This is a genomic window from Methylosinus trichosporium OB3b (assembly GCF_002752655.1).
Classification (GTDB): domain Bacteria; phylum Pseudomonadota; class Alphaproteobacteria; order Rhizobiales; family Beijerinckiaceae; genus Methylosinus; species Methylosinus trichosporium.
The window spans coordinates 4,119,915-4,139,828 of the sequence record NZ_CP023737.1; the positions used below are offsets into that span (position 1 = coordinate 4,119,915).

Genomic DNA, 19,914 nt, shown 5'->3' on the forward strand with positions numbered 1-19,914 from the left:
TTATCTCGCCGCTTCGCGCGCCGCGAGACCAGCGCCGAGATTGGTCTGAGGAACAGAAGCCGCGCCGCCTTGGCGCATCGGCGCCGATCGCGCCGGCAGATCGAGAGCGACGCGCAGCCCTGGCCGATTGTCGTCGATACGCAGGGCGCCGCCATGTAGGCGCGCGACGGCGGCCGCAAGCGACAGGCCGAGGCCGGAGCCGGGCCGCGAACGCGAATTCTCGAGCCGCACGAAACGGCTGGTCACTCGATCGCGATCCTTCTCGGCGATGCCCGGCCCGCGATCGGCCACGGCGATCTCGACGCGATCGCCGACGCGCCGCGCCTCCACGGCGATCACCGCGCCCGGCGACGGCGCGCCATATTTCAGCGCATTGTCGACGAGATTGACCAGCGCCTGGCCGAGCAGCTCGCGATTGCCGAGCAGCGTCAATCCGGGCTCCGCGTGCAGCGCCAAATGCGCGCCGCGCTCCTCGGCGACCGGCTCGTACATCTCGACGATGTCGGCCGTCACCCGGCTCGCGTCGAACTCGCTGCAGAAGTCGCTGCAATAGCCGGCCTCGGCGCGCGCGATCATCAGCAGCGCGTCGAAGATGCGGATCAAGCCGTCCGACTCCTCTATGAGCCCGGCGAGCGCCTCGCGATATTGGTCCTCGGTCAGATGGGCGCGCAGCGCCTCGTCGGCGCGGTTGCGCAGCCTGGTCAGCGGCGTCTTCAGGTCGTGCGCGATATTGTCGGAGACCTCGCGCAGGCCGGTCATCAATTCGTCGATACGCTCCAGCATGGCGTTGAGATTGCCGGCGAGGCGGTCGAGCTCGTCGTCGGCGCCCATCAGCGGCAGGCGTTGCTTCAAATCGCCGCCCATGATGCGCTGCGCCGAGGCGGACATCTTGTCGAGCCGCGCCAAGATGCGCCGCGCGACGAAAATGCCGCCGAGCGTGCCGATGGCGACAAGCCAGAACAAGGAGGTGACGAGCGCCTTGCCGAGAATCGCGTGCAACATCTTGCGATCGTGCAGATCATAGCCGACGAGCAGGCGGAATCCGTCCGGCAGCACGAACAGCCGCATGAGCGCGCGATGATGCGGCGTCGTCTCGCCGCGGCGCTGATACACCGACTCGACGAGCTCGGAGCCCGCGGGCAGATCGCGCGGCATGGCGGCGATATTGCCGACGACGTGCTCGCCGGCGAAGGTCGTCACCAGATAGAGCGAGGCGCCGGGCGAGCGCACGCGCCGCTCGACCACATCGACCAACTGGCGGATGCCGCCTTCCGCATATTGCTCGGCGAGGCCGCGAATATCCGCGTCGATCGTTTGCGCGGTCTGCTCGTCGAACAGATCCTCGACATGGATTTTCACGCGCGTCAGCACCAGCGCCGCGCCGAAGGCGAACAGCACGAGATAGGCGAGCGACAGCCGAAAGGCCGTCGTTCGGAAGAGTCTAGCGAGCGCCTTCACGGATCATATATCCCGCGCCGCGGATCGTGTGCAGGAGCGGCGTCTCGCGGCTCTTGTCGATCTTGGCGCGCAGCCTGGAGATGTGGACGTCGATCACATTGGTCTGGGGGTCGAAATGATAATCCCAGACATTCTCGAGCAGCATGGTGCGCGTCACCACCTGCCCCGCATGTTTCATCAGATATTCGAGCAGGCGGAACTCGCGCGGCTGCAGCACGATCTCCTGTCCTGCGGAGGTGACCTTATGGGCGAGGCGATCGAGCTCGAGATCGCCGACGCGATAGACGGTCTCCTCCTGCTTCGCGCCGCCGCGCCGGCGCGCCAGCGCCTCGACGCGGGCGAGCAGCTCGGAGAAGGCGTAGGGCTTGGCGACATAATCGTCGCCGCCGGCGCGCAGGCCCTTCACGCGGTCGTCCACCTGGCCGAGCGCCGAGAGGATCAGCGCCGGCGTCTCGATCTTCTGCTCGCGCAGGCCCGAGATCAGCGAGAGGCCGTCGAGCCGCGGCAGCATGCGGTCGACGACGATCACGTCGTAGCGACCATCGGAGGCAGCCGCATAGCCGGCGAGGCCGTCGACCTCATGGTCGGCGACATGGCCCTGCTCGCGGAACGCCTTGACGAGATAGGCGCCGGCTTCCGAATCGTCCTCGACGATCAATATGCGCATTTCCTTCATATAGCGCACCTTCAGCAAAAACGGCAGACCGGCGGGGGCGCGCCGGTCTGCCGGAGAGACGCCGAGAGGAGACGGAATCTCCCGGCGCCCTTGCTTGCGCGGGTCCGCTTCGCGCGGGGGGTGGGGGCTATGGCGGCCCTACGCAAGAAGTCGTTAAGACGCCGGACTGACGGAGAGCGCCACGAAGCGCGTCCCACCCTGCGATTTCACGCGCAGCAGCACGGATTTGCGCCCCTCCTTCTTCACCGCGTCGATGGCGTCGGAGAGATCGCCGGGCCGCTTCATCGATCGACCATTGGCCTCGAGGATCACATCGCCCTGCTGCAGGCCCTTCTGCGCCGCCGAGCCATTGGGGTCGATGCCGACGACGATCAGACCCTCCCCGCCGCCGCGGCCGCGCAGCTCGGAGGCCGGCGCCACCTCTATGCCATAGGCCGCGAGAGCGGAGCCCTGCTCCACGCCGTCGTCCTCGGTCTCGGTCGCGGCCTCCTTCTCGGACGGCAGCTTGCCGAGCTTCAGCCGCGCGGTCTTCTCGGAGCCGCCGCGCAGATAAGTGATGTCGGCGGTCTTGCCCGGCCCGAGCGTGGCGATGCGTCGGGCGAGCTCGCGCGGATTGTCGATCTTCTGCCCATCGACCGCGGTGATCACATCGCCGGACTTCAGCCCCGCCGCATCGGCCGGGCCGCCGCGCTGCGGCTGCGCAACCAGCGCGCCTTTCGTGGATTTGAGGCCGAGGCTCTCGGCGATCTCCTGGGTGACCGGCTGAATCTGCACGCCGATCCAGCCGCGCGCCACCTGACCCTTGTCCTTCAGCGCCGCGATCACATCCTTGGCGACCTCGGCCGGAATGGCGAAGCCGATGCCGATCGATCCCCCCGAGGGCGAGTAGATCGCCGTGTTGACGCCGATCACCTGGCCGCGCTCGTCGAAGGAGGGACCGCCGGAATTGCCGCGGTTCACCGGAGCGTCGATCTGCAGGAAGTCGTCGTAAGGACCGGCGCCGATGTCGCGTCCGCGCGCCGAGACGATGCCGGCGGTCACCGTGCCGCCGAGGCCGAACGGATTGCCGACTGCGATCACCCAGTCGCCGATGCGCGGGCTCGTGCTCGCCCAGTCGACATGCGCCAGCTTGTTGCCGTCGCTGATCTTCAGCAGCGCGAGATCGGTGCGCTTGTCGGTCCCGACGATCTTGGCCGGCAGCGTGCGGCCGTCGTCGAAGCTCACCTCCACTTGAGTCGCATGCTCGACGACGTGGTTGTTGGTCACCACATAGCCGTCGCTGGTGATGACGAAGCCGGAGCCCTGCGCCTGGGTGACATGCTTCTGGCGGCGCCCCTGCGGCGGGCCGAAATGACGGAAGAAGCGGTAGAGCGGATCATCCGGCGAGAGCTCGGGCGGCATTCCCGGAACGCCCTCCTCCGGGCCGCCGCCGACCTCGATCGCCTTGGTCTTGATCGCCACCACGGCCGGCTTCACGCGCTCGACCAGATCGGCGAAGGATTTGGGCCCGAGCCCGGCGGGAGCGGTCTGGCTCTCGACCGGCGGCGCCTCGGCCATGGCGAAGCCCGCGAGCGGCGTCGCTAGCGTGGCGCCGAGCGCAAGAGCGGCGACGCCGGAGAAGAGGGCCATGCGGAAAGGGCGATGCTCGGGCCGGCGCCAGCGCGCGGTTCGGCCCATGGCGAAAGCTCGACGAAAAAGCAGAGGCGAGGTCATCAAACCGTCTCCATCGATCTGGCGCGCGACCGTCGGGGGCGCGCGGGGCGGATCGTCCGCCGTTGCCGAGGAAAATGGGGCCGCCCGGCTTACGCGGCAGTGGCGGCCGGATGAAACTTTCGTAAGGCGTGGAATGGCCGCGCTCGGCGGGCAAATCGGCTCGCGGGTAAATCTCATGGCGACGCGCAGGCGCACGTCCTTGGACGGCGCCATGCGCTCTCGGCCAGACTCTGCGCGTCCAGAACCATCAGGAGGACGCGGACCCATGCCGAGCTTCGCCTTCGACGACCGCAACATCGAATGGAAGCGCCTCGCCGGCGCCGAGCATCTGTGGCTGTCGGTGCTCGATATCGACGAGAGCAATGGATTGATCCATGTGCTGTATAAATTCGCCGGCAATGAGAAGATCCTGCTGCATCGCCACAAGACGCTGAACAAGACCTTCGTGATTCAGGGCGAGCACCGGCTCTATCACCCGAATGGGGAGATCAAGGAGATGCGGCCGGTCGGCAGCTACAAGGTGAGCCCGCCCTCACCCGATCCGCATCGCGAAGGCGGCGGCGACAAGGATGTGATCGTGTTCTTCACGATCTATGGCGGCAAGGACACGCTGTATGAAATTCTCGACGACGATCTCAATGTCGTCGCTCCGCTCACGGTCGAGGATTTTCGTGCGCTGATGTGAGGCGCAATCTCGACGTTCCCTCCTTCTCCCGCCCTGCGCGCCGCTTGCGCGGGCTTGGCGAAACCGCGACGCCGCGAGACCTGCCGGGCCTTTCACCGTAACTCTCCAAGCGCGGGGCGGGAGATCGGCGCGTTTCCGCCTTAACCTTTCATTCATGTGTTCGGCCTCTCGTCTGCGCATGCCTCATGCTGGACGAACGCCATGAATGATCCATCGCATCACCCCGCTCACGAGCCCGGCGTGGTGGCCGCCGCCGTCTACGCCAGCGGCAAGCGATTGCAGGATATCGACATCGACGCCGCCGGCGCCTTCGCGGCGCAGCCGGGGAATGTGGTGTGGATCGGGCTGCACGAGCCTTCGCTGGCGCTGCTCGCGCGCGTGCAGCGCCAGTTCGGGCTGCATCCGCTCGCCATCGAGGACGCCGGCAAGGCGCATCAATATCCCAAGCTCGAGCAATATGGAGACGGGCTGTTCATCGTCGCGCGCACGGCGCAGATGGAGAATGGCCGCATCGCCTTCGGCGAGACGCATCTCTTCGTCGGCAAGGGCTATGTGCTGTCGATCCGCCACGGCGCCTCGCGCTCCTACGCGCAGGTGCGCGAGCGCTGTGAGGCGGCGCCGCACGGCCTCTCCGAGGGCGAGGACTATATCGTCTACGCCATTCTCGATTTCATCGTCGACGATTATTTCCCCGTGCTCGCGACGATCAACTCCGAGGTCGAGGCGATCGAGGACGCCATTCTGGAGCACACGCCGGGGCGCGCCCAAATCGATCGGCTCTACACGCTGCGCCGCGATCTGCTGCGGCTCGGCAACGCCGTCGCGCCGCTCGTCGACGTCTGCCAGCGGCTCGAGCATACGCAAGTCATGGCGATCGATCCGGCCATGCAGCCGCATTTCCGCGACGTGACCGACCATATTCGCCGCGTGCGCGAATCGATCGACACCTTGCGCGAGGTGCTGGCCTTCGCCTTCGAGGCGAGCCTGATGAACGGCCAGATGCAGCAGACCGAGATCGCCCGGCGGCTCGCGGCCTGGGCGGCCATTCTCGCCGTGCCGACGGCGATCGCCGGCATTTATGGGATGAATTTCGAGCATATGCCGGAGCTGAAATGGCGCTTCGGCTATTTTTACATCCTGGGCGCGATCACGGGGACATGCGCGTTTCTCTATTGGCGGTTCCGCCGCAACGGGTGGCTGTGAGGCTCGCCGTCATCGCGAGGAGCGCAGCGACGAAGCGATCCAGGGGCCGCCCCACGGCTCTGGATTGCTTCGCCTTCGGCTCGCAATGACGGGGGGAGCGTCGGCGATCACCCCTTGGGTCCGCCGCGAGCGACGCCGACCTTGGCCGGGCGGAGCACGCGCTCGCCGATCAGATAGCCGGGCTCGACCACTTGCGCGACCGTGCCATTGGGCACGCTCTCGTCGGGGATTTCGAACAGCGCCTCGTGCTGATTGGGGTCGAAGCGCTGGCCCTTGGCCTCGATGCGCTTGACGCCGAAACGGCCGAGCCGGGACAGGAAGTCACGCTCGGTGAGCTCCATGCCCTCGATCAGCGTGACGACGCTCTGGTCCAGAGTCTCCCGCGCGCCGACCGGCACGCTCTCGACCGCGCGGCGCAGATTATCGGCGAAGGTCAGCATTTCGCGCGCGAAATTGGCGACGCCATAGACCTTGGCGTCGGCGACCTCCTTCTCGGTCCGCCGTCGCATATTCTCCATATCGGCGAGCGTGCGCAGCAGCTTGTCCTTCAGGCCGGCCGCTTCCGCCCTCAGCGCCTCCAGCTCGGACCCGGCCTCGGCCGCCGTCTCCGCCGGCGCCTCGGCCTCGCCCGCCAGCGGCGGGACCTCTCCGGGCGGCGTGGTCTCGGTCTTCTTATCTTCGCTCATGATCTCTTCCATTGGCGTGAAACGTCCCCGATATCAGGGCGCCGACCCGCAAAATCAAGTCGGAGCCGCGCCACCATCGTTGCGCGGGACGGCGCCCCGGGTGTAGGGGTTGATGAACTTCGAGGTCCCATGCGCAATCCACCGCCCCAGGGCATTCGTCTCGCCGATTATCGGCCGCCGGATTTCCTCATCGACTCGGTCGATCTCGATATTTCGCTGCATCGCAGCAAGACGCGAGTCGTCTCGCGGCTGGCGATTCGCCGCAATCCGAAAGGACGCCCCGGCGCCGAGCTGACGCTCGACGGCGACGGGCTGGTCCTGCGCCGCCTGCTGCTCGACGGCGCCAGCGTCGCGGCCGAGGCGACGCCGGACGCGCTGACGCTGCACGCGACGCCCGACGCGCCCTTCGTGCTGGAGATCGAGACCGAGGTCGACCCCGCCGCCAACACCCAGCTCTCCGGGCTCTATCGCTCGGGCTCGGCCTATTGCACGCAATGCGAGGCCGAGGGCTTTCGCCGCATCACCTATTTCCTCGACCGTCCCGATGTGCTCAGCGTCTTCACGACGCGCATCGAGGCCGATGTCGCCGAGGCGCCGGTTCTGCTCGGCAATGGCAACCGCATCGACGCGGGCGCGCTCGAGGGCGGCCGGCATTTCGCGCTCTGGCGCGATCCCTTCCCCAAGCCGAGCTATCTCTTCGCGCTCGTCGGCGGCGATCTTAGCCATATTTCCGAGCGCTTCGCCACGCGCTCGGGCCGCATGGTCGATCTTGCGATCTATGTCGAGCACGGCAAGGAGAAATACGCGTCCTACGCCATGGATTCTCTCATTCGCTCCATGCGCTGGGACGAGGAGGTCTTCGGCCGCGAATATGATCTCGATGTGTTCAACATCGTCGCCGTCTCCGATTTCAACATGGGGGCGATGGAGAACAAGGGCCTCAACATCTTCAACGACAAATATGTGCTGGCCTCGCCCGAGACCGCGACCGACGGCGACTACGCCGGCGTCGAATCGGTGATCGCGCATGAATATTTCCACAATTGGACCGGCAATCGCATCACCTGCCGCGACTGGTTCCAGCTGTGCCTGAAGGAGGGCCTCACCGTCTTCCGCGACCAGGAGTTCTCGGCCGACCAGCGCTCGCGCGCGGTCAAGCGCATTTCCGACGTGCGCGGCCTGCGCCTGCAGCAGTTCCCGGAGGACGCGGGGCCGCTCGCCCATTCGGTGCGGCCCAATATCTATCACGAGATCAACAACTTCTACACGGCGACCGTCTATGAGAAGGGCGCCGAGATCATCCGCATGCTGAAGACGCTGATCGGCGCCGATGATTTCGCCAAAGGCATGACGCTCTATTTCGACCGTTTCGACGGAACGGCGGCGACGATCGAGGATTTCCTCTCCTGCTTCGCCGAGGCTTCGGGGCGCGACCTCTCACAGTTCTCGCTCTGGTACGAGCAGGCCGGCACGCCGCTCGTCACCGTCGAAAGCGACTATGACGCCGCGGCGAAGCGGCTGACGCTCAGCTTCGAGCAATCGACGCCGGCGACGCCCGGGCAGAGCGAGAAGAAGCCTTTCGTCATTCCGCTGGCGCTCGGCCTCATCGGCGAGAATGGCGACGAGATTCCGCTCGTCTCGCGCGAGGCCGGCGCGCAGGAATGCGAGCGCGGGCTGATCGAGCTCACGACGCAAAAGCGCGTCGTCGCCTTCGAGAATGTCGGCTCGCATCCGGTGGTCTCGCTGCTGCGCGGCTTTTCCGCGCCGGTGCGGCTCGCGCCGCCGCAAGCGGCCGAGGATCTGCAGCGGCTGCTCGCGCACGACAGCGACCCGTTCAATCGCTGGCAGGCGGCGCAGAGCCTCGCCCTGCGCTCGATCTTCGCGCGCATAGAGGCGGCGCGAGGCGGCCCGGCGGCCGAGGCCGACGGCCCCTTCTTCGATGCGCTCGGCCGGCTGGTCGAGGCGCCGGAGCGCGATCCGAGCCTCGTCGCGCAGGCGCTGTCGCTGCCCTCCGATATCGATATCGCCCGCGAGATCGGCCGCGACGTCGATCCGGATGTGATCTTCTCCGCCCGCTCGGGGCTGCGCCGCGATCTCGGCCGCCGTCTGTCCGCCGCGCTCGCCGACGCGCGCGCGCGGCTCGTCCCGGCCGAAGGCTTCTCGCCCGACGCCGGGAGCGCAGGCCGCCGCGCGCTGCGCAACGCCGCCCTGGACCTCATCGCCGCCGGCGATCCGGGGCAGGGCGGGGCGCTGGCCGAGCGGCAATTCGGCGAAGCGACGAATATGACCGACCGGCTCGCGGCGCTCTCGACCCTGTCGCTGCTGCCGGGCGAAGCGCGGGAGGCGGCTTTCGAGGCCTTCTATGCGCGCTACGCCGGCGATCACCTCGTGCTCGACAAATGGTTCGCGCTGCAATCGACAATCCCCGAGGCGGAGACGACGAAGCGCGTCGCGCAGCTGATGGAGCATAAGGATTTCTCGCTCGCCAATCCCAATCGGGTGCGGGCGGTGGTCGGGGCCTTCGCCAATGGCAATCCGACGCGCTTCCACGCGCTCGACGGCTCGGGCTATGATCTGCTGGCGAGCGTGGTGCTGGAGCTCGATCCGAAGAATCCGCAGCTCGCGGCGCGGCTCCTGTCGGCGCTGCGCTCCTGGCGCTCGCTGGAGGAGCGTCGCCGCAAGCTGGCCGAAGCGACCTTGCGCCGCGTCCTGGCGGCTCCGGCGCTCTCGGCCGATGTGTCGGACATTGCGACGCGCGCTTTGGGGTGAGGGCGGTTTCGCGGCGTCGCGATCTCAGCCGATCCCGTAAAGTGACCCGACGAGCCCCGGCGCCTACGATCCGGAACCCAAAATGTCCCATAACAGTCTCGGCCATCTCTTCCGCATCACCACTTTCGGCGAGAGCCATGGGCCGGCGCTCGGCGTCGTCGTCGACGGTTGTCCGCCGGGGCTGGAGCTGACGGAAGCGGAGATTCAGGGCTTTCTCGATAAGCGCCGGCCTGGCCAGTCGCGCTTCACCACGCAGCGGCAGGAGCCGGATGCGGTGAAGATCCTCTCGGGCGTGTTCGCCGATTCCTCGGGACGGCAGGTGACGACGGGAACGCCGATCGCGCTTCTCATCGAGAACACGGATCAGCGCTCGAAGGATTATGGCGAAATCGCCGACAAATATCGACCCGGCCACGCCGATTACGCCTATGACGCCAAATATGGAATTCGCGACTATCGCGGCGGCGGCCGTTCCTCGGCGCGCGAGACCGCGGCGCGGGTCGCCGCGGGCGCGGTGGCGCGCAAGGTGGTCGCCGGCGTCACGATCCGCGGCGCTTTGGTGCAGATGGGGCCGCACAAGATCGACCGCGCGCGTTTCGACTGGGCGGAAGTCGACAGAAACCCGCTGTTCTGTCCAGACGCCGAGGCGGCGAGCCGCTGGGCCGATTATCTCGACGGCGTGCGCAAATCCGGCTCCTCGATCGGCGCGGTGATCGAGGTGGTCGCCGAGGGCGTCCCCGCCGGCTGGGGCGCGCCGATCTATGGCAAGCTCGACGCCGATCTCGCCGCGGCCTTCATGTCGATCAACGCCGTGAAGGGCGTCGAGATCGGCGCCGGCTTCGCGGCGGCCGCGCTTTCGGGCGAGGACAACGCCGACGAGATGCGCGCCGGGGCGGACGGAAAGCCGCTGTTCCTCTCCAATCAGGCCGGCGGCGTGCTCGGCGGCATCTCGACCGGCCAGGAGATCGTCGCGCGTTTCGCGGTGAAGCCGACCTCCTCGATCCTGACGCCGCGCCGCACCATCGACCGCAGCGGCCAGGAGACGGAGATCGTCACCAAGGGCCGCCACGACCCCTGCGTCGGCATTCGCGCCGTGCCGGTGGGCGAGGCGATGATGGCCATCGTGCTGGCCGATCATTTTCTGCGCCACCGGGGGCAGGTGGGATAGCGAGTTGTTTCGGGCCAGTGGCGTGTTCAGCTGTTTGACGGGAGGTAAAGAGCGAGCCTGAAGGCTCGCGGTCCAAGCCCGGTCCCCGGACCGCGAGCCTTCAGGCTCGCTCTTTCAATCTCATTATCGTTCTCTCGCGGGGCGCGCGGCGAGACTTCGCGAGGACGGCACGGCCGTTGCTATCTCGCTTCCCGGAACGACATTTCGTCGGTCGGGGGAGTATAAGCGACAATGAGCCCGTTTCTCTGCGCTCACGCCGGCGATCCCGATTGGGGAAACGCCCTGCGCTCCTGCATCGAGCAGATCGGCGCCGGGCTGCGCGACGACCGTCGGCCCAATCTCGGCTGGTGCTATCTCTCAGATTATTACACTCCCGCCGCAGCGAGCATTCTGGCGGCGCTGAAGCAGCAATGGCCGGGCGTGCATTGGGTCGGGACGGTGGGGGTCGGCGTCGCTGCCGATGCGACCGAATATTTCGACACGCCGGCCATGGCGCTGATGATGGGCGAATTGCCGCCGGCCTCGTTCCGGATCTTCAGCGAGGCGGCTCCCTGGGACGGCTTCGACGCCTTCACCGCGCTCGTCCATGCCGACGGCGCCACGCCCGATCTGCAGGAAAAGCTGAAGGCGTTGAGCGACAACACCCCGACCGGCTATTTATTCGGCGGCCTCTCCTCGGCGCGCAATCAGCATTTGTGCTTTGCCGACGAGCCTCTGACCGGCGGCGTGTCCGGCGTCGCCTTCGGGCCGGATGCGCCGGTGATCTCCCGCCTCACGCAGGGCTGCCAGCCGATCGGGCCCCGGCGAACCGTCACGAGGGCGGAGGGCAATTATCTCGTCACGCTCGACAATCGCCGGGCGCTCGACTGCGTGCTCGAGGATCTCGGCCTCGACTCGGAGGTTTCCGACGACGCGCTCGGGCAGGCGCTGGCGCAGACGCTCGTCGGCATCGTCGCCGTCGGCGAGGATGCGGCCGCCAAGCCCGGCCAATTCGGCGCCAACACCGAGGTGCGCCACATCGTCGGCGTCGGCCGCAAGGCCGGGCTGCTGGTCGTTCCCGAGCGGCTTCAGAATGGCGCGCAGCTCGCCTTCTGCAAGCGCAACGTCGAGGCGGCGCGCAATGATCTGCTGCGCATCGTCGCCGAGGTGCGCGCGCAAGCGGAACGCGCCGGCGGCATGCGCGGCGCGCTCTATGTCAGCTGCTCCGGCCGCGGCGGGCCGCATTTCGGCGCGCCCAACGCCGAATTCGAGATGGTTCGCGAAGCGCTGGGTCCGACGCCGCTGATTGGCTTTTTCGCCGGCGGCGAGATCGCGCGCCACCATCTCTACGGTTATACAGGCGTGCTGACGGTGTTCGTCGGCGCCGCCTGAGGGAAACGAGAATGACCGCAACCGCGCCGGAGGGCGTCGACGATTCGCACATCGTCTCGGCGCGCGGCGTCGTCATGCCGCGGCTGATCTATGGCACGGCCTGGAAGAAGGAGCGCACCGCGTCCCTGGTGGAGCAGGCGCTGCGCGCGGGCTTTCGCGGCGTCGACACCGCCTGCCAGCCCAAGCATTATCACGAGCCCGGCGTGGGGGAGGGGCTCGCTGCGCTCTTCGCCGAAGGGCTCTCGCGCTCGGACATCTATCTCCAGACCAAATTCACGCCGCTGCCGGGACAGGACCCGGAGAACGTTCCCTATGACGCCGCCGCCGCCATCGGCGCGCAGGTGCGCCAGTCCTTCGCGGCGTCGCTGCGCAATTTGCGCGTCGATCGTCTCGACGGCCTCGTCCTCCATTCGCCCTATGTCGAGAACGCCGACACGCTCGAGGCGTGGCGGGCGATGGAGAGCCTGTGCGACTCGGGCGGCGTTCGCCAGCTCGGCATCAGCAATATCTACGAGCCGAGCCGGCTGGAATGGCTCTGCGGCGCCGCGCGGATCGCGCCCTCGCTGGTGCAGAACCGCTTCCACGCCAAGACCGGCTATGACCGCGAGCTGCGCGCCATCTGCCGCGAGCGCGGCATTCTCTATCAGAGTTTTTGGACGCTGACCGCCAATGACGCCGTCCTCGCTCATGCGCGCATGAAGGAGCTCGCCGAAGCTTATGGGCGAAGCCCGGCGGAGTTGTTCTTCCGTTATCTGACGCAGCAGGACATCATCTGCCTGATCGGCTCCTCGTCGCAGGAGCATATGCGTCAGGATCTTTCCATCTTCGACTTCCGCCTGACGCCGGCGGAATGCGAGGAGGTGGGAGCAATGCTGGCGCCGGTCGCCTGACGGGATAATGCTCACGCGTCGCGACTGCCTTCTCGGCGCCGCCGCTCTCGTCCTCCCTGCGCAAGCGCAGGGGGCGACGCTGCTGGTCTCGCATTTGTCGGGCCTCGCCCATGAGGTCGGCGCCGGCCGGCCCGACCAGCCCCAGCGGCTCGCCGCCATCGCCTCCGCGCTAGCGGCGCCGCGCTTCTCCGCGCTGCGGCGCGCCGAGGCGCCGGCCGCCGCGCGCGAGGCGATCCTGCGCGTCCACGCCCCGGCGCTGCTGGAGCGCCTCGAGCGCGCCGCCCCGCAGAGCGGGCTCGCGACGCTCGGGCCCGACATCGCCATGAGCCCGGGCACGCTGAAGGCGGCGCTCCACGCTGCAGGCGGCGCGGTGCTCGCCGTCGACGAGGTGATGCGCGGGGCGGCGACCAACGCCTTCGTCGCCATGCGTCCGCCCGGCCATCACGCGACGCGCGAGGCGGCCTTGGGCTTCTGCTTCTTGAACAACGCCGCCGTCGCCGCGCGTCACGCCCTGGCCGCGCATGGCGCCGAGCACGTCGCCATCGTCGATTTCGACGTGCATCACGGCAACGGCCTTCAGGAGATCTTCTGGGACGCGCGCGACGTCCTCTATTGCTCCACCCATCAAACGCCGCTCTATCCCGGCACGGGCGCGCGCAGCGAGCGTGGCGCGCATGACAATATCGTCAATGCGCCGCTCGCCAAGGGCGACGACGGCGCGCGCTTCGCCGAAGCTTGGCGCGAGATTCTACCTAGGGTCGACGCCTTTGCGCCGGACATCCTCCTCATTTGCGCCGGCTTCGACGGGCATCTGCATGACCCGCTCGGCGGGCTGCGCCTGCAGCGCCAGGACTTCGCCGAGCTGACGCTGCGCCTCATGGAGATCGCGGCGCGCCGCTGCGGCGGGCGCATCGTGTCTCTGCTGGAGGGCGGCTATCGGCCGGAGGATCTCGCCGCTTGCGTCGCCGCTCATGTCGGCGCGCTGAGCGGCGCCTGAGGCCGCGATGTGCGCCGGCGCACAGCGGCGGCGCGGCGCTCGCGGCATCCTCCCGAGAGATCGAAACGAAGGGAGGACTGAGACATGGCGACCTATATGAGCACTTGCGACGCCCGCATGGTCGGCAAGCGCGCGCTGATCGGCGTCACCCGCGTCACCTCGCGTGGCGCTGTCATCCGGCAGATGTTCGGCACCATCGCCGCGATCGATGCGCAGAGCGTCGAGATCGAGCTCGAAGGCGCGGACGCCGGCAAGACGATTCGTCTTCCCTGCGAGCAGGGCTCGCTGAAGGACGCCGGCCCTGGCGATTATCTGCTGTGGGAGACGGGCGAGATTCTGTCCGATCCGGATTTCGTCGGCGCCTGGACGCTGCACGAGGCGGCCTGAGGGCGCGCGATCAGCGCGCCTTTTCCACCACGCCGACGATCGGCCCCATGGGCCGGAAGCGGTCGTGCCGGCCGAGCGAGGGCGCATAGAGCCCGGAGATCGAGCCGTCGAGGAACAAAGCGTCCGGACATTTCAGCCGCTCGCGAAAGAGATGCGCGAAGGCGTGGAAAGTGACCGGCCGATTGGAGATGGCGAAAGCGACGATATGGCCGTCGCGCACGCCGACGCCATTGCGGATCTTCTCCGACGTGCCGCTGTCATGGATGCGCGGATTGATGCGTCCGCCGAGAACCAGCATGGGCCCGGATTGCGTGGCGTAGGCCGGCCGCAGGCGTTCTTTGAGGAAGCGCTGCGTCTCGGCGACGCCGGCGCGCGCGCCCTGCACCCAGAAAATCCCATTCGGCTTCATGTGGAAATTGCCGGCGCCGGAGGCGGTGTTGGCGCGCTTTTCCGTTTTGCCGTCCTCGATATAGAGGCCGATCGGGCGATGGTCCTCGCCATACATTCCCGCGTTCATGGCAAAAGCCAGCGTCTCGCCTCGGCGCGCGAGGTCCGAGGCGAGCGTGGAGAAGGAGCCGAACACCTCGTTCTTCTCATCCGCGAGAAAGAGGCGGATCGATTCGACGCGCGTGTCGAAGACGCAGACGGTGTAGCTCGCGCCGTCGTCCTCCAAGTCCTGGCAGGGCGCCGCTGCGGCGGCGCCGGAGAGGAGGAGGGCGAGGGCGAGCAAAGGAAGGCGTAGGACCGGAAACATGGCGCGAGCATAACATGGTCGCCCGCCGCCACGCACAGGGCGACCACGCCCGCCGTCTGAACTCAACACAAAAAAGGCGGGGTCGCCCCCGCCTCCTCTATTCGCTACTCGTTACCAGCTCACCGCGCCAGGATCGCCAGCAGCAGCAGCGCCACGATATTGGTGATCTTGATCGCCGGATTCACGGCCGGGCCGGCGGTGTCCTTATAGGGGTCGCCGACGGTGTCGCCGGTCACCGAGGCCTTGTGCGCGTCGCCGCCCTTGTAATGGGTGACGCCGTCCTTGTCGGTGAAGCCGTCCTCGAAGCTCTTCTTGGCGTTGTCCCAGGCGCCGCCGCCCGAGGTCATCGAGACCGCGACGAAGAGGCCGTTCACGATCACCCCGAGCAGCGCCGCGCCGAGCGCCGCAAAGCCATTGGCCTTGGAGCCCGAGATCAGCGCCACGCCGAAATAGACGACGATCGGCGCCAGGACCGGGAGCAGCGAGGGGATGATCATCTCCTTGATCGCCGCCTGGGTCAGCATGTCGACGGCGCGGCCGTAATCCGGGCGCTCCGTGCCGTCCATGATGCCGGGCTTCTCCTTGAACTGACGGCGCACCTCCTCCACCACCGAGCCGGCGGCGCGGCCGACCGCGGTCATGGCGATGCCGCCGAAGAGATAGGGGATCAGGCCGCCGAGGATGAGGCCGGCGACGACATAAGGATTGGACAGGTCGAAGTCGACCTTGTCCATGCCCTTGAAGTAAGGAACGCCGCTGTCGATGAAGTGCTTCAGATCATTGGAATAGGCCGCGAACAGCACCAGCGCGCCGAGGCCGGCGGAGCCGATGGCGTAGCCCTTGGTCACCGCCTTGGTCGTGTTGCCGACGGCGTCGAGCGCGTCGGTCGACTGGCGCACTTCCTTGGGCAGGCCGGCCATTTCGGCGATGCCGCCGGCATTGTCGGTCACCGGGCCGAAGGCGTCGAGCGCGACGATCATGCCGGCGAGGCCGAGCATTGTGGTCACCGCGATGGCGACGCCATAGAGCCCGCCCGCCTGATAGGCGAAGATGATGCCGAAGGCGATTACCAGAGCCGGCGCCGCGGTCGCCTCGAGCGAGACGGCGAGGCCCTGGATCACATTGGTGCCATGGCCGGTCACAGAGGCCTGAGCGATCGACACCACCGGGCGCTTGCCCGTGGCGGTGTAATATTCGGTGATGTAGACGATGAGGCCGGTCGCCAGCAGGCCGATGAGGCCGGCGAAGAACAGGCCGTAGCCATGGATCGCCTCGCCATTGGCCTTGCCGATCTCACCCCAGCCGACGGTGAAGGTGGTGGCGAGGAAGAGGCCGGCGATGGAGAGAGCGCCGGTGGCGATGAGGCCCTTGTAGAGCGCGCCCATGATCGTGTCCGGCACGCCGATCTTGTCGAAGATCGGCTTTGCCTGCTTGCCGAGGTCGCTGTCGTCGTCGCCGAGCTTCACAAAATAGGTGCCGGCGATGGAGGTGACGATGGAAAGGCCGCCGATCGCCAGCGGATAGACCATCGCGGAATAGAGGCCGCCCTGGCCGGCGAAGAAGATCGAGGCCAGCACCATGGTCGCGACGATGGTGACGACATAGGTCTCGAACAGGTCGGCCGCCATGCCGGCGCAATCGCCGACATTGTCGCCGACATTGTCGGCGATGGTGGCCGGATTGCGCGGATCATCCTCCGGAATGCCGACCTCGACCTTGCCGACGAGATCGGCGCCGACATCGGCGCCCTTGGTGAAGATGCCGCCGCCCAGACGCGCGAAGATCGAGATCAGCGAGCCGCCGAAGCCGAGCGCCACCAGCGCGTCGACGACGGTGCGGTCGGAGGGGCCGTAGCCCATGAATACAGTGAGCACGAAATAATAGATTGCGACGCCGAGCAAAGCGAGGCCGGCGACGAGCAGGCCGGTGATCGCGCCGGCCTTGAAGGCGATGTCGAGGCCGCCGGCGAGCGAGACCGTCGCCGCCTGGGCGGTGCGGACATTGGCGCGCACCGAGACATTCATGCCGATGAAGCCGGCGGCGCCCGAGAGCAGCGCGCCGATGAGGAAGCCGAAGGCCACCGCCCAGCCGAGCAGAATGACGAGAAGAACGAAGATGACGCCGCCGACATAGGCGATCGTCGTATATTGGCGCTTGAGATAGGCCTGCGCGCCCTCGGCGACGGCGCCCGAGATCTCCTGCATGCGCGCCGATCCGGCGTCGGCCTTCAAAAGCTCTTGCGAGGTCTTGACGCCATATGCGATGGACAATAGTCCGAAGACGATGCTGAGAAACAATACCATGACGATCGCGCCCTCTCCGTTCCTCGGCCGCGCGCGCCGTTGAGTTCTGAGAAGACGCGCTTGCGGCGACTGCCTGTCCGCGACAACGAGCTTCCCGGCGCAGCCGAATCGCTCGGCCGCGGCCATCGGGAATATCGGGCCTTCTCATGCCAGAAACGCGGGTTTTCGGCAATGGCGGCGCCGTAGGGGGCGCATGGCTCGAAACCTGCGCTCGCGAGCTTCCGGCCGGCGTGCATTCTCGCCGAACCTCCCGTCTGTCCGCGCTTCGACGCCGACGCTGAGGGCGATCGGGCGACTGACCTATCCCTGGACGCCGACGGGGGAGAAACCATTGATTTCGCCCCGCGGTCGCCGCCGGCTCGGTTCTCGGTCCGGCGCTGGCTCTCTGGGCCGTCGGCGGAGGGGCGGACAGCGCGTCTCCGCGATCCTGTCGGGCATTTTCGGCATGTTCGTGTGAAAAAAGACCGCTGTCAGAAATGGCTGAAGGACGGCTTTTCGAAACGGCTTTGCTCGCCGTCTCGGCCGATAAAGGCCGGCGGCTCGCGGCCTGCGGCGACCACGCCGATTTCCGTCAAGGCGACTCCGCTGGCCCGCGCCGCATGTTCCAGGGGCGCGGCCGCCGACGGCGGAGCGCAGCAGAGAAGCTCGTAATCGTCTCCGCCCGTCAAGGCGCGCTCGAGCAGCGCCGGCTCCAGGGCGACCGCCTCCCGCGCCGCCTGTGAGAGCGGAACGCGCGCGATCTCCACAAGCGCGCTCGCGCCGCTCGCCCGCAGCAGCTTGGCGAGATCGCCGGCGAGGCCGTCGGAGACGTCCATGGCCGCGCTCGCATGGTCGCGCAGCGCCGCGGCGAGCGCGAGGCGCGGCTGCGGCAGGCGGTAGCGGCCGAGGAGATGCGTCCGCGCCGCCTCGCCGAGCTTTCCGGCGAAGGGCTCGCCGCGCGCTGCGCCGAGGCCGAGCGCGGCGTCGCCGATGGTCCCCGAGACGAGGACGAGATCGCCCGGCCGCGCGCCCGAGCGCGGGACGAAGCGGGCGGCCCGGCCGAAGGCGGTGATGGAGACGGTCAAAGGCCCGGGCGTCGCCGTGGTGTCCCCGCCATAGAGCGGGCAGGCGAAATCGCGGGCGTCCGCGGCGAGGCCGGCGGCGAAGTCGCGCAGCCAGGCGTTGGTCCAATCGGCGGGGAGGGCGAGCGTCAGCAGAAAGCCGACCGGCTCGGCGCCCTTGGCGGCGAGGTCCGAGAGATTGACGCGCAGCGCCTTCCTGGCGATGAGCGCCGGCGGATCATCGGGGAAGAAATGCACGCCGGCGATCACGGCGTCGGTGGTGACGACGAGTTCCGCGCCGGCGGGCAGCACGGCCGCGTCGTCGGCGAGGCCGAGTCCGCCTTCGGCCGCGAGCGGCGCGAAGATTTGCGCGATCAGCTCGTCCTCGCTGAAGCGGCGCTCGGCCATGTCGGTCTCCCTCGGTCAGAGCGAGCCTCTAAGGCTCGCGATCCAGCCGCGCGCCCTCTGGAACGCGAGCCTTCATGCTCGCTCGCTCACTTCTCGCCGAAATGCTCCGGCCGCGCCTGCCGCGCCAGCCGATCCAGCACGGCGTTGATCATGCCCGACTCGGTCGGCCCGAAGAAGGCGCCGGCGACATCCACATATTCCTTGATGACCACTTTGACAGGCACGTCGCGGCGGAATCCCAGCTCATAGGCGCCGGCGCGCAATATGGCGCGCATCACCGACTCGATCCGCTGCAGCGGCCAGCCGCCCTGCAGCGCCTGGTCCAGAGCGCGGTCGATCGGCGTCTGATTGTCGAGCACGCCCTTGACGATGTCGCGGAAGAACTGCAGCTCGGCGGGCTTGTACTGGTCCCCTTCGATCTCGCGGCCGATCCAATGGACCTCGAACTCGGCGTAGATTTCGTTGAGGCCCTTGCCGGCGACCTCCATCTGATAGAGCGCCTGCACGATGGCGAGACGCGAGGCCGACCTCTCCTCGACGCTCATGCGACGCCTCCGAGCTTGCGCTTCAAGCGCACCAGCGCCAGCGCGGCGAGCGCGGCGTCGCCGCCCTTGTCGGCGCCGCCCTGGCTCGGATCGGCGCGCGCCGCCGCCTGCTCCTCATTGTCCACGGTCAGCACTCCATTGCCGAGCGGCAGCCGGCGCGCGACCGACAGATCGGTGAGCGCCCGCGCGCTCTCATTGGCGACGATCTCGAAATGATAAGTGTCGCCGCGAATGACGCAGCCGAGGGCGACGACGCCATCATAAGGCGTGCCGGCCTGCTCGGCGGCGTCGAGCGCGATGGCGGCCCCGGCCGCGAGCTCGAGCGCGCCGGGGACGGTGACGATGGTGACGTCGGCGCCGAGCTCCTCGAGCGCGCGCACGGCGCCCTCGTGCAGCAGCTCGACGATGTCTTCATTGAAGCGCGACTCGACGACGAGAATGCGCGCGCCGTTCACGGGCGCGAGATCATCGTCGTCGGCGCGATAGGACCCAGCCATTCATGACTCCTGAGGCGGAGGGAACCTCCGCGATCGGCGCTGCGCGAACCCTCCATGAAGAGCGGAGAATCCTCCTCCCCCGCAGAGCGGGGGAAGGGGGCGCGGCGCGTCTCGTGAAACGAAGCGCCGATGGATACACATTTTTTCGGCGAAAGCCTATAAGCCGCGCCGTCATCGCGAGCGCAGGGCGCATCGTCGAAATCCCGCCCCGCCGCTCTGGATTGCTTCGCCTTCGGCTCGCAATGACGTTTCGCCCCGGATACGACTTTCGCTCATCCCGGCGGCCGTCATTGCGAGCGAAGCGAAGCAATCCAGAGCGGCGGGGAGAATCCATCGAAATGCGCCCCGCCGCTCTCGATTGTTC

At 67.7% G+C, this 19,914-nt stretch carries 17 protein-coding genes; 8 read left to right on the forward strand and 9 right to left on the reverse strand.

Annotation, left to right across the window (positions count from 1 at the left end):
• From CQW49_RS19485 to CQW49_RS19495, 3 genes are all read right to left on the reverse strand, one after another.
• Entirely contained in the window at window positions 1–1,458 is a 1,458-nt protein-coding gene (locus tag CQW49_RS19485) for a sensor histidine kinase (protein WP_065083604.1), read from the reverse strand.
• Window positions 1,442–2,125, reverse strand: coding sequence for a response regulator transcription factor (locus CQW49_RS19490; protein WP_024749477.1), 684 nt, complete (start codon window positions 2,123–2,125; stop codon window positions 1,442–1,444). Before CQW49_RS19490 ends, CQW49_RS19485 begins: the two co-directional genes overlap by 17 nt.
• Window positions 2,126–2,287: 162 nt before the next feature.
• The gene (locus CQW49_RS19495) at window positions 2,288–3,811 is read right to left on the reverse strand and encodes a Do family serine endopeptidase (protein WP_003615011.1); all 1,524 of its coding nucleotides are present in this window, start codon (window positions 3,809–3,811) and stop codon (window positions 2,288–2,290) included.
• A gap of 301 nt (window positions 3,812–4,112) precedes the next feature.
• On the opposite strand from CQW49_RS19495, the gene CQW49_RS19500 reads away from it, so the two are divergent.
• Entirely contained in the window at window positions 4,113–4,532 is a 420-nt protein-coding gene (locus CQW49_RS19500) for a hypothetical protein (protein ID WP_003615009.1), read from the forward strand.
• 201 nt (window positions 4,533–4,733) lie between these two features.
• A complete protein-coding gene (locus CQW49_RS19505; RefSeq protein ID WP_003615007.1) occupies window positions 4,734–5,735 on the forward strand; it encodes a magnesium and cobalt transport protein CorA in 1,002 nt (333 codons plus the stop codon).
• 107 nt (window positions 5,736–5,842) lie between these two features.
• Here the strand turns inward: CQW49_RS19505 and grpE are convergent, their stop codons facing one another.
• On the reverse strand, window positions 5,843–6,421 hold the full coding sequence (gene grpE / locus CQW49_RS19510) for a nucleotide exchange factor GrpE (protein ID WP_003615005.1): 579 nt from the start codon (window positions 6,419–6,421) through the stop codon (window positions 5,843–5,845).
• A 129-nt stretch (window positions 6,422–6,550) separates the two neighbouring features.
• Here grpE and pepN point away from each other — a divergent pair, with 129 nt between their 5' ends.
• The 6 genes from pepN to CQW49_RS19540 all read left to right on the forward strand — a co-directional run bounded on the left by pepN (window position 6,551) and on the right by CQW49_RS19540 (window position 14,003).
• Entirely contained in the window at window positions 6,551–9,190 is a 2,640-nt protein-coding gene (gene pepN / locus CQW49_RS19515; RefSeq protein ID WP_003615003.1) for an aminopeptidase N, read from the forward strand.
• Between the two features lie 82 nt (window positions 9,191–9,272).
• Window positions 9,273–10,358: a chorismate synthase gene (aroC, locus tag CQW49_RS19520; protein ID WP_003615001.1), complete on the forward strand. Its 1,086-nt coding sequence runs from the start codon at window positions 9,273–9,275 to the stop codon at window positions 10,356–10,358.
• A gap of 231 nt (window positions 10,359–10,589) precedes the next feature.
• Entirely contained in the window at window positions 10,590–11,729 is a 1,140-nt protein-coding gene (locus CQW49_RS19525; RefSeq protein WP_003614999.1) for an FIST signal transduction protein, read from the forward strand.
• Between the two features lie 11 nt (window positions 11,730–11,740).
• Complete coding sequence (locus CQW49_RS19530) at window positions 11,741–12,619, forward strand: aldo/keto reductase family protein (protein WP_003614997.1); 879 nt, start codon at window positions 11,741–11,743, stop codon at window positions 12,617–12,619.
• Window positions 12,620–12,626: 7 nt separating this feature from the next.
• Complete coding sequence (locus tag CQW49_RS19535; protein ID WP_024749475.1) at window positions 12,627–13,616, forward strand: histone deacetylase family protein; 990 nt, start codon at window positions 12,627–12,629, stop codon at window positions 13,614–13,616.
• 84 nt (window positions 13,617–13,700) lie between these two features.
• Entirely contained in the window at window positions 13,701–14,003 is a 303-nt protein-coding gene (locus CQW49_RS19540) for a hypothetical protein (protein ID WP_003615805.1), read from the forward strand.
• A 10-nt stretch (window positions 14,004–14,013) separates the two neighbouring features.
• Here the strand turns inward: CQW49_RS19540 and CQW49_RS19545 are convergent, their stop codons facing one another.
• The 5 genes from CQW49_RS19545 to ribH form a co-directional block, all read right to left on the reverse strand.
• Entirely contained in the window at window positions 14,014–14,757 is a 744-nt protein-coding gene (locus CQW49_RS19545) for a phosphodiester glycosidase family protein (RefSeq protein WP_003615803.1), read from the reverse strand.
• Window positions 14,758–14,876: 119 nt separating this feature from the next.
• The gene (locus CQW49_RS19550) at window positions 14,877–17,060 is read right to left on the reverse strand and encodes a sodium-translocating pyrophosphatase (protein WP_003615801.1); all 2,184 of its coding nucleotides are present in this window, start codon (window positions 17,058–17,060) and stop codon (window positions 14,877–14,879) included.
• Window positions 17,061–17,530: 470 nt separating this feature from the next.
• On the reverse strand, window positions 17,531–18,508 hold the full coding sequence (gene thiL, locus CQW49_RS19555) for a thiamine-phosphate kinase (protein ID WP_003615800.1): 978 nt from the start codon (window positions 18,506–18,508) through the stop codon (window positions 17,531–17,533).
• An 86-nt stretch (window positions 18,509–18,594) separates the two neighbouring features.
• Window positions 18,595–19,053 carry a transcription antitermination factor NusB gene (gene nusB / locus CQW49_RS19560; RefSeq protein ID WP_003615798.1) on the reverse strand — a complete coding sequence of 153 codons (459 nt, stop codon included), beginning with the start codon at window positions 19,051–19,053 and terminating at the stop codon, window positions 18,595–18,597.
• On the reverse strand, window positions 19,050–19,550 hold the full coding sequence (ribH, locus tag CQW49_RS19565) for a 6,7-dimethyl-8-ribityllumazine synthase (protein WP_003615796.1): 501 nt from the start codon (window positions 19,548–19,550) through the stop codon (window positions 19,050–19,052). Before ribH ends, nusB begins: the two co-directional genes overlap by 4 nt.
• Between the last annotated feature and the right edge of the window lie 364 nt (window positions 19,551–19,914).

Coding starts and splice junctions, on each gene's coding strand:
- nusB (WP_003615798.1), bottom strand. CDS start 19,053: ATGAGCGTCGAGGAGAGGTCGGCCTCGCGTCTCGCCATCGTGCAGGCG.
- ribH (WP_003615796.1), bottom strand. CDS start 19,550: ATGGCTGGGTCCTATCGCGCCGACGACGATGATCTCGCGCCCGTGAAC.
- thiL (WP_003615800.1), bottom strand. CDS start 18,508: ATGGCCGAGCGCCGCTTCAGCGAGGACGAGCTGATCGCGCAAATCTTC.
- CQW49_RS19525 (WP_003614999.1), top strand. CDS start 10,590: ATGAGCCCGTTTCTCTGCGCTCACGCCGGCGATCCCGATTGGGGAAAC.
- CQW49_RS19495 (WP_003615011.1), bottom strand. CDS start 3,811: ATGGGCCGAACCGCGCGCTGGCGCCGGCCCGAGCATCGCCCTTTCCGC.
- CQW49_RS19535 (WP_024749475.1), top strand. CDS start 12,627: ATGCTCACGCGTCGCGACTGCCTTCTCGGCGCCGCCGCTCTCGTCCTC.
- CQW49_RS19505 (WP_003615007.1), top strand. CDS start 4,734: ATGAATGATCCATCGCATCACCCCGCTCACGAGCCCGGCGTGGTGGCC.
- CQW49_RS19500 (WP_003615009.1), top strand. CDS start 4,113: ATGCCGAGCTTCGCCTTCGACGACCGCAACATCGAATGGAAGCGCCTC.
- grpE (WP_003615005.1), bottom strand. CDS start 6,421: ATGAGCGAAGATAAGAAGACCGAGACCACGCCGCCCGGAGAGGTCCCG.
- CQW49_RS19530 (WP_003614997.1), top strand. CDS start 11,741: ATGACCGCAACCGCGCCGGAGGGCGTCGACGATTCGCACATCGTCTCG.
- CQW49_RS19490 (WP_024749477.1), bottom strand. CDS start 2,125: ATGCGCATATTGATCGTCGAGGACGATTCGGAAGCCGGCGCCTATCTC.
- CQW49_RS19545 (WP_003615803.1), bottom strand. CDS start 14,757: ATGTTTCCGGTCCTACGCCTTCCTTTGCTCGCCCTCGCCCTCCTCCTC.
- CQW49_RS19540 (WP_003615805.1), top strand. CDS start 13,701: ATGGCGACCTATATGAGCACTTGCGACGCCCGCATGGTCGGCAAGCGC.
- CQW49_RS19550 (WP_003615801.1), bottom strand. CDS start 17,060: ATGGTATTGTTTCTCAGCATCGTCTTCGGACTATTGTCCATCGCATAT.
- aroC (WP_003615001.1), top strand. CDS start 9,273: ATGTCCCATAACAGTCTCGGCCATCTCTTCCGCATCACCACTTTCGGC.
- pepN (WP_003615003.1), top strand. CDS start 6,551: ATGCGCAATCCACCGCCCCAGGGCATTCGTCTCGCCGATTATCGGCCG.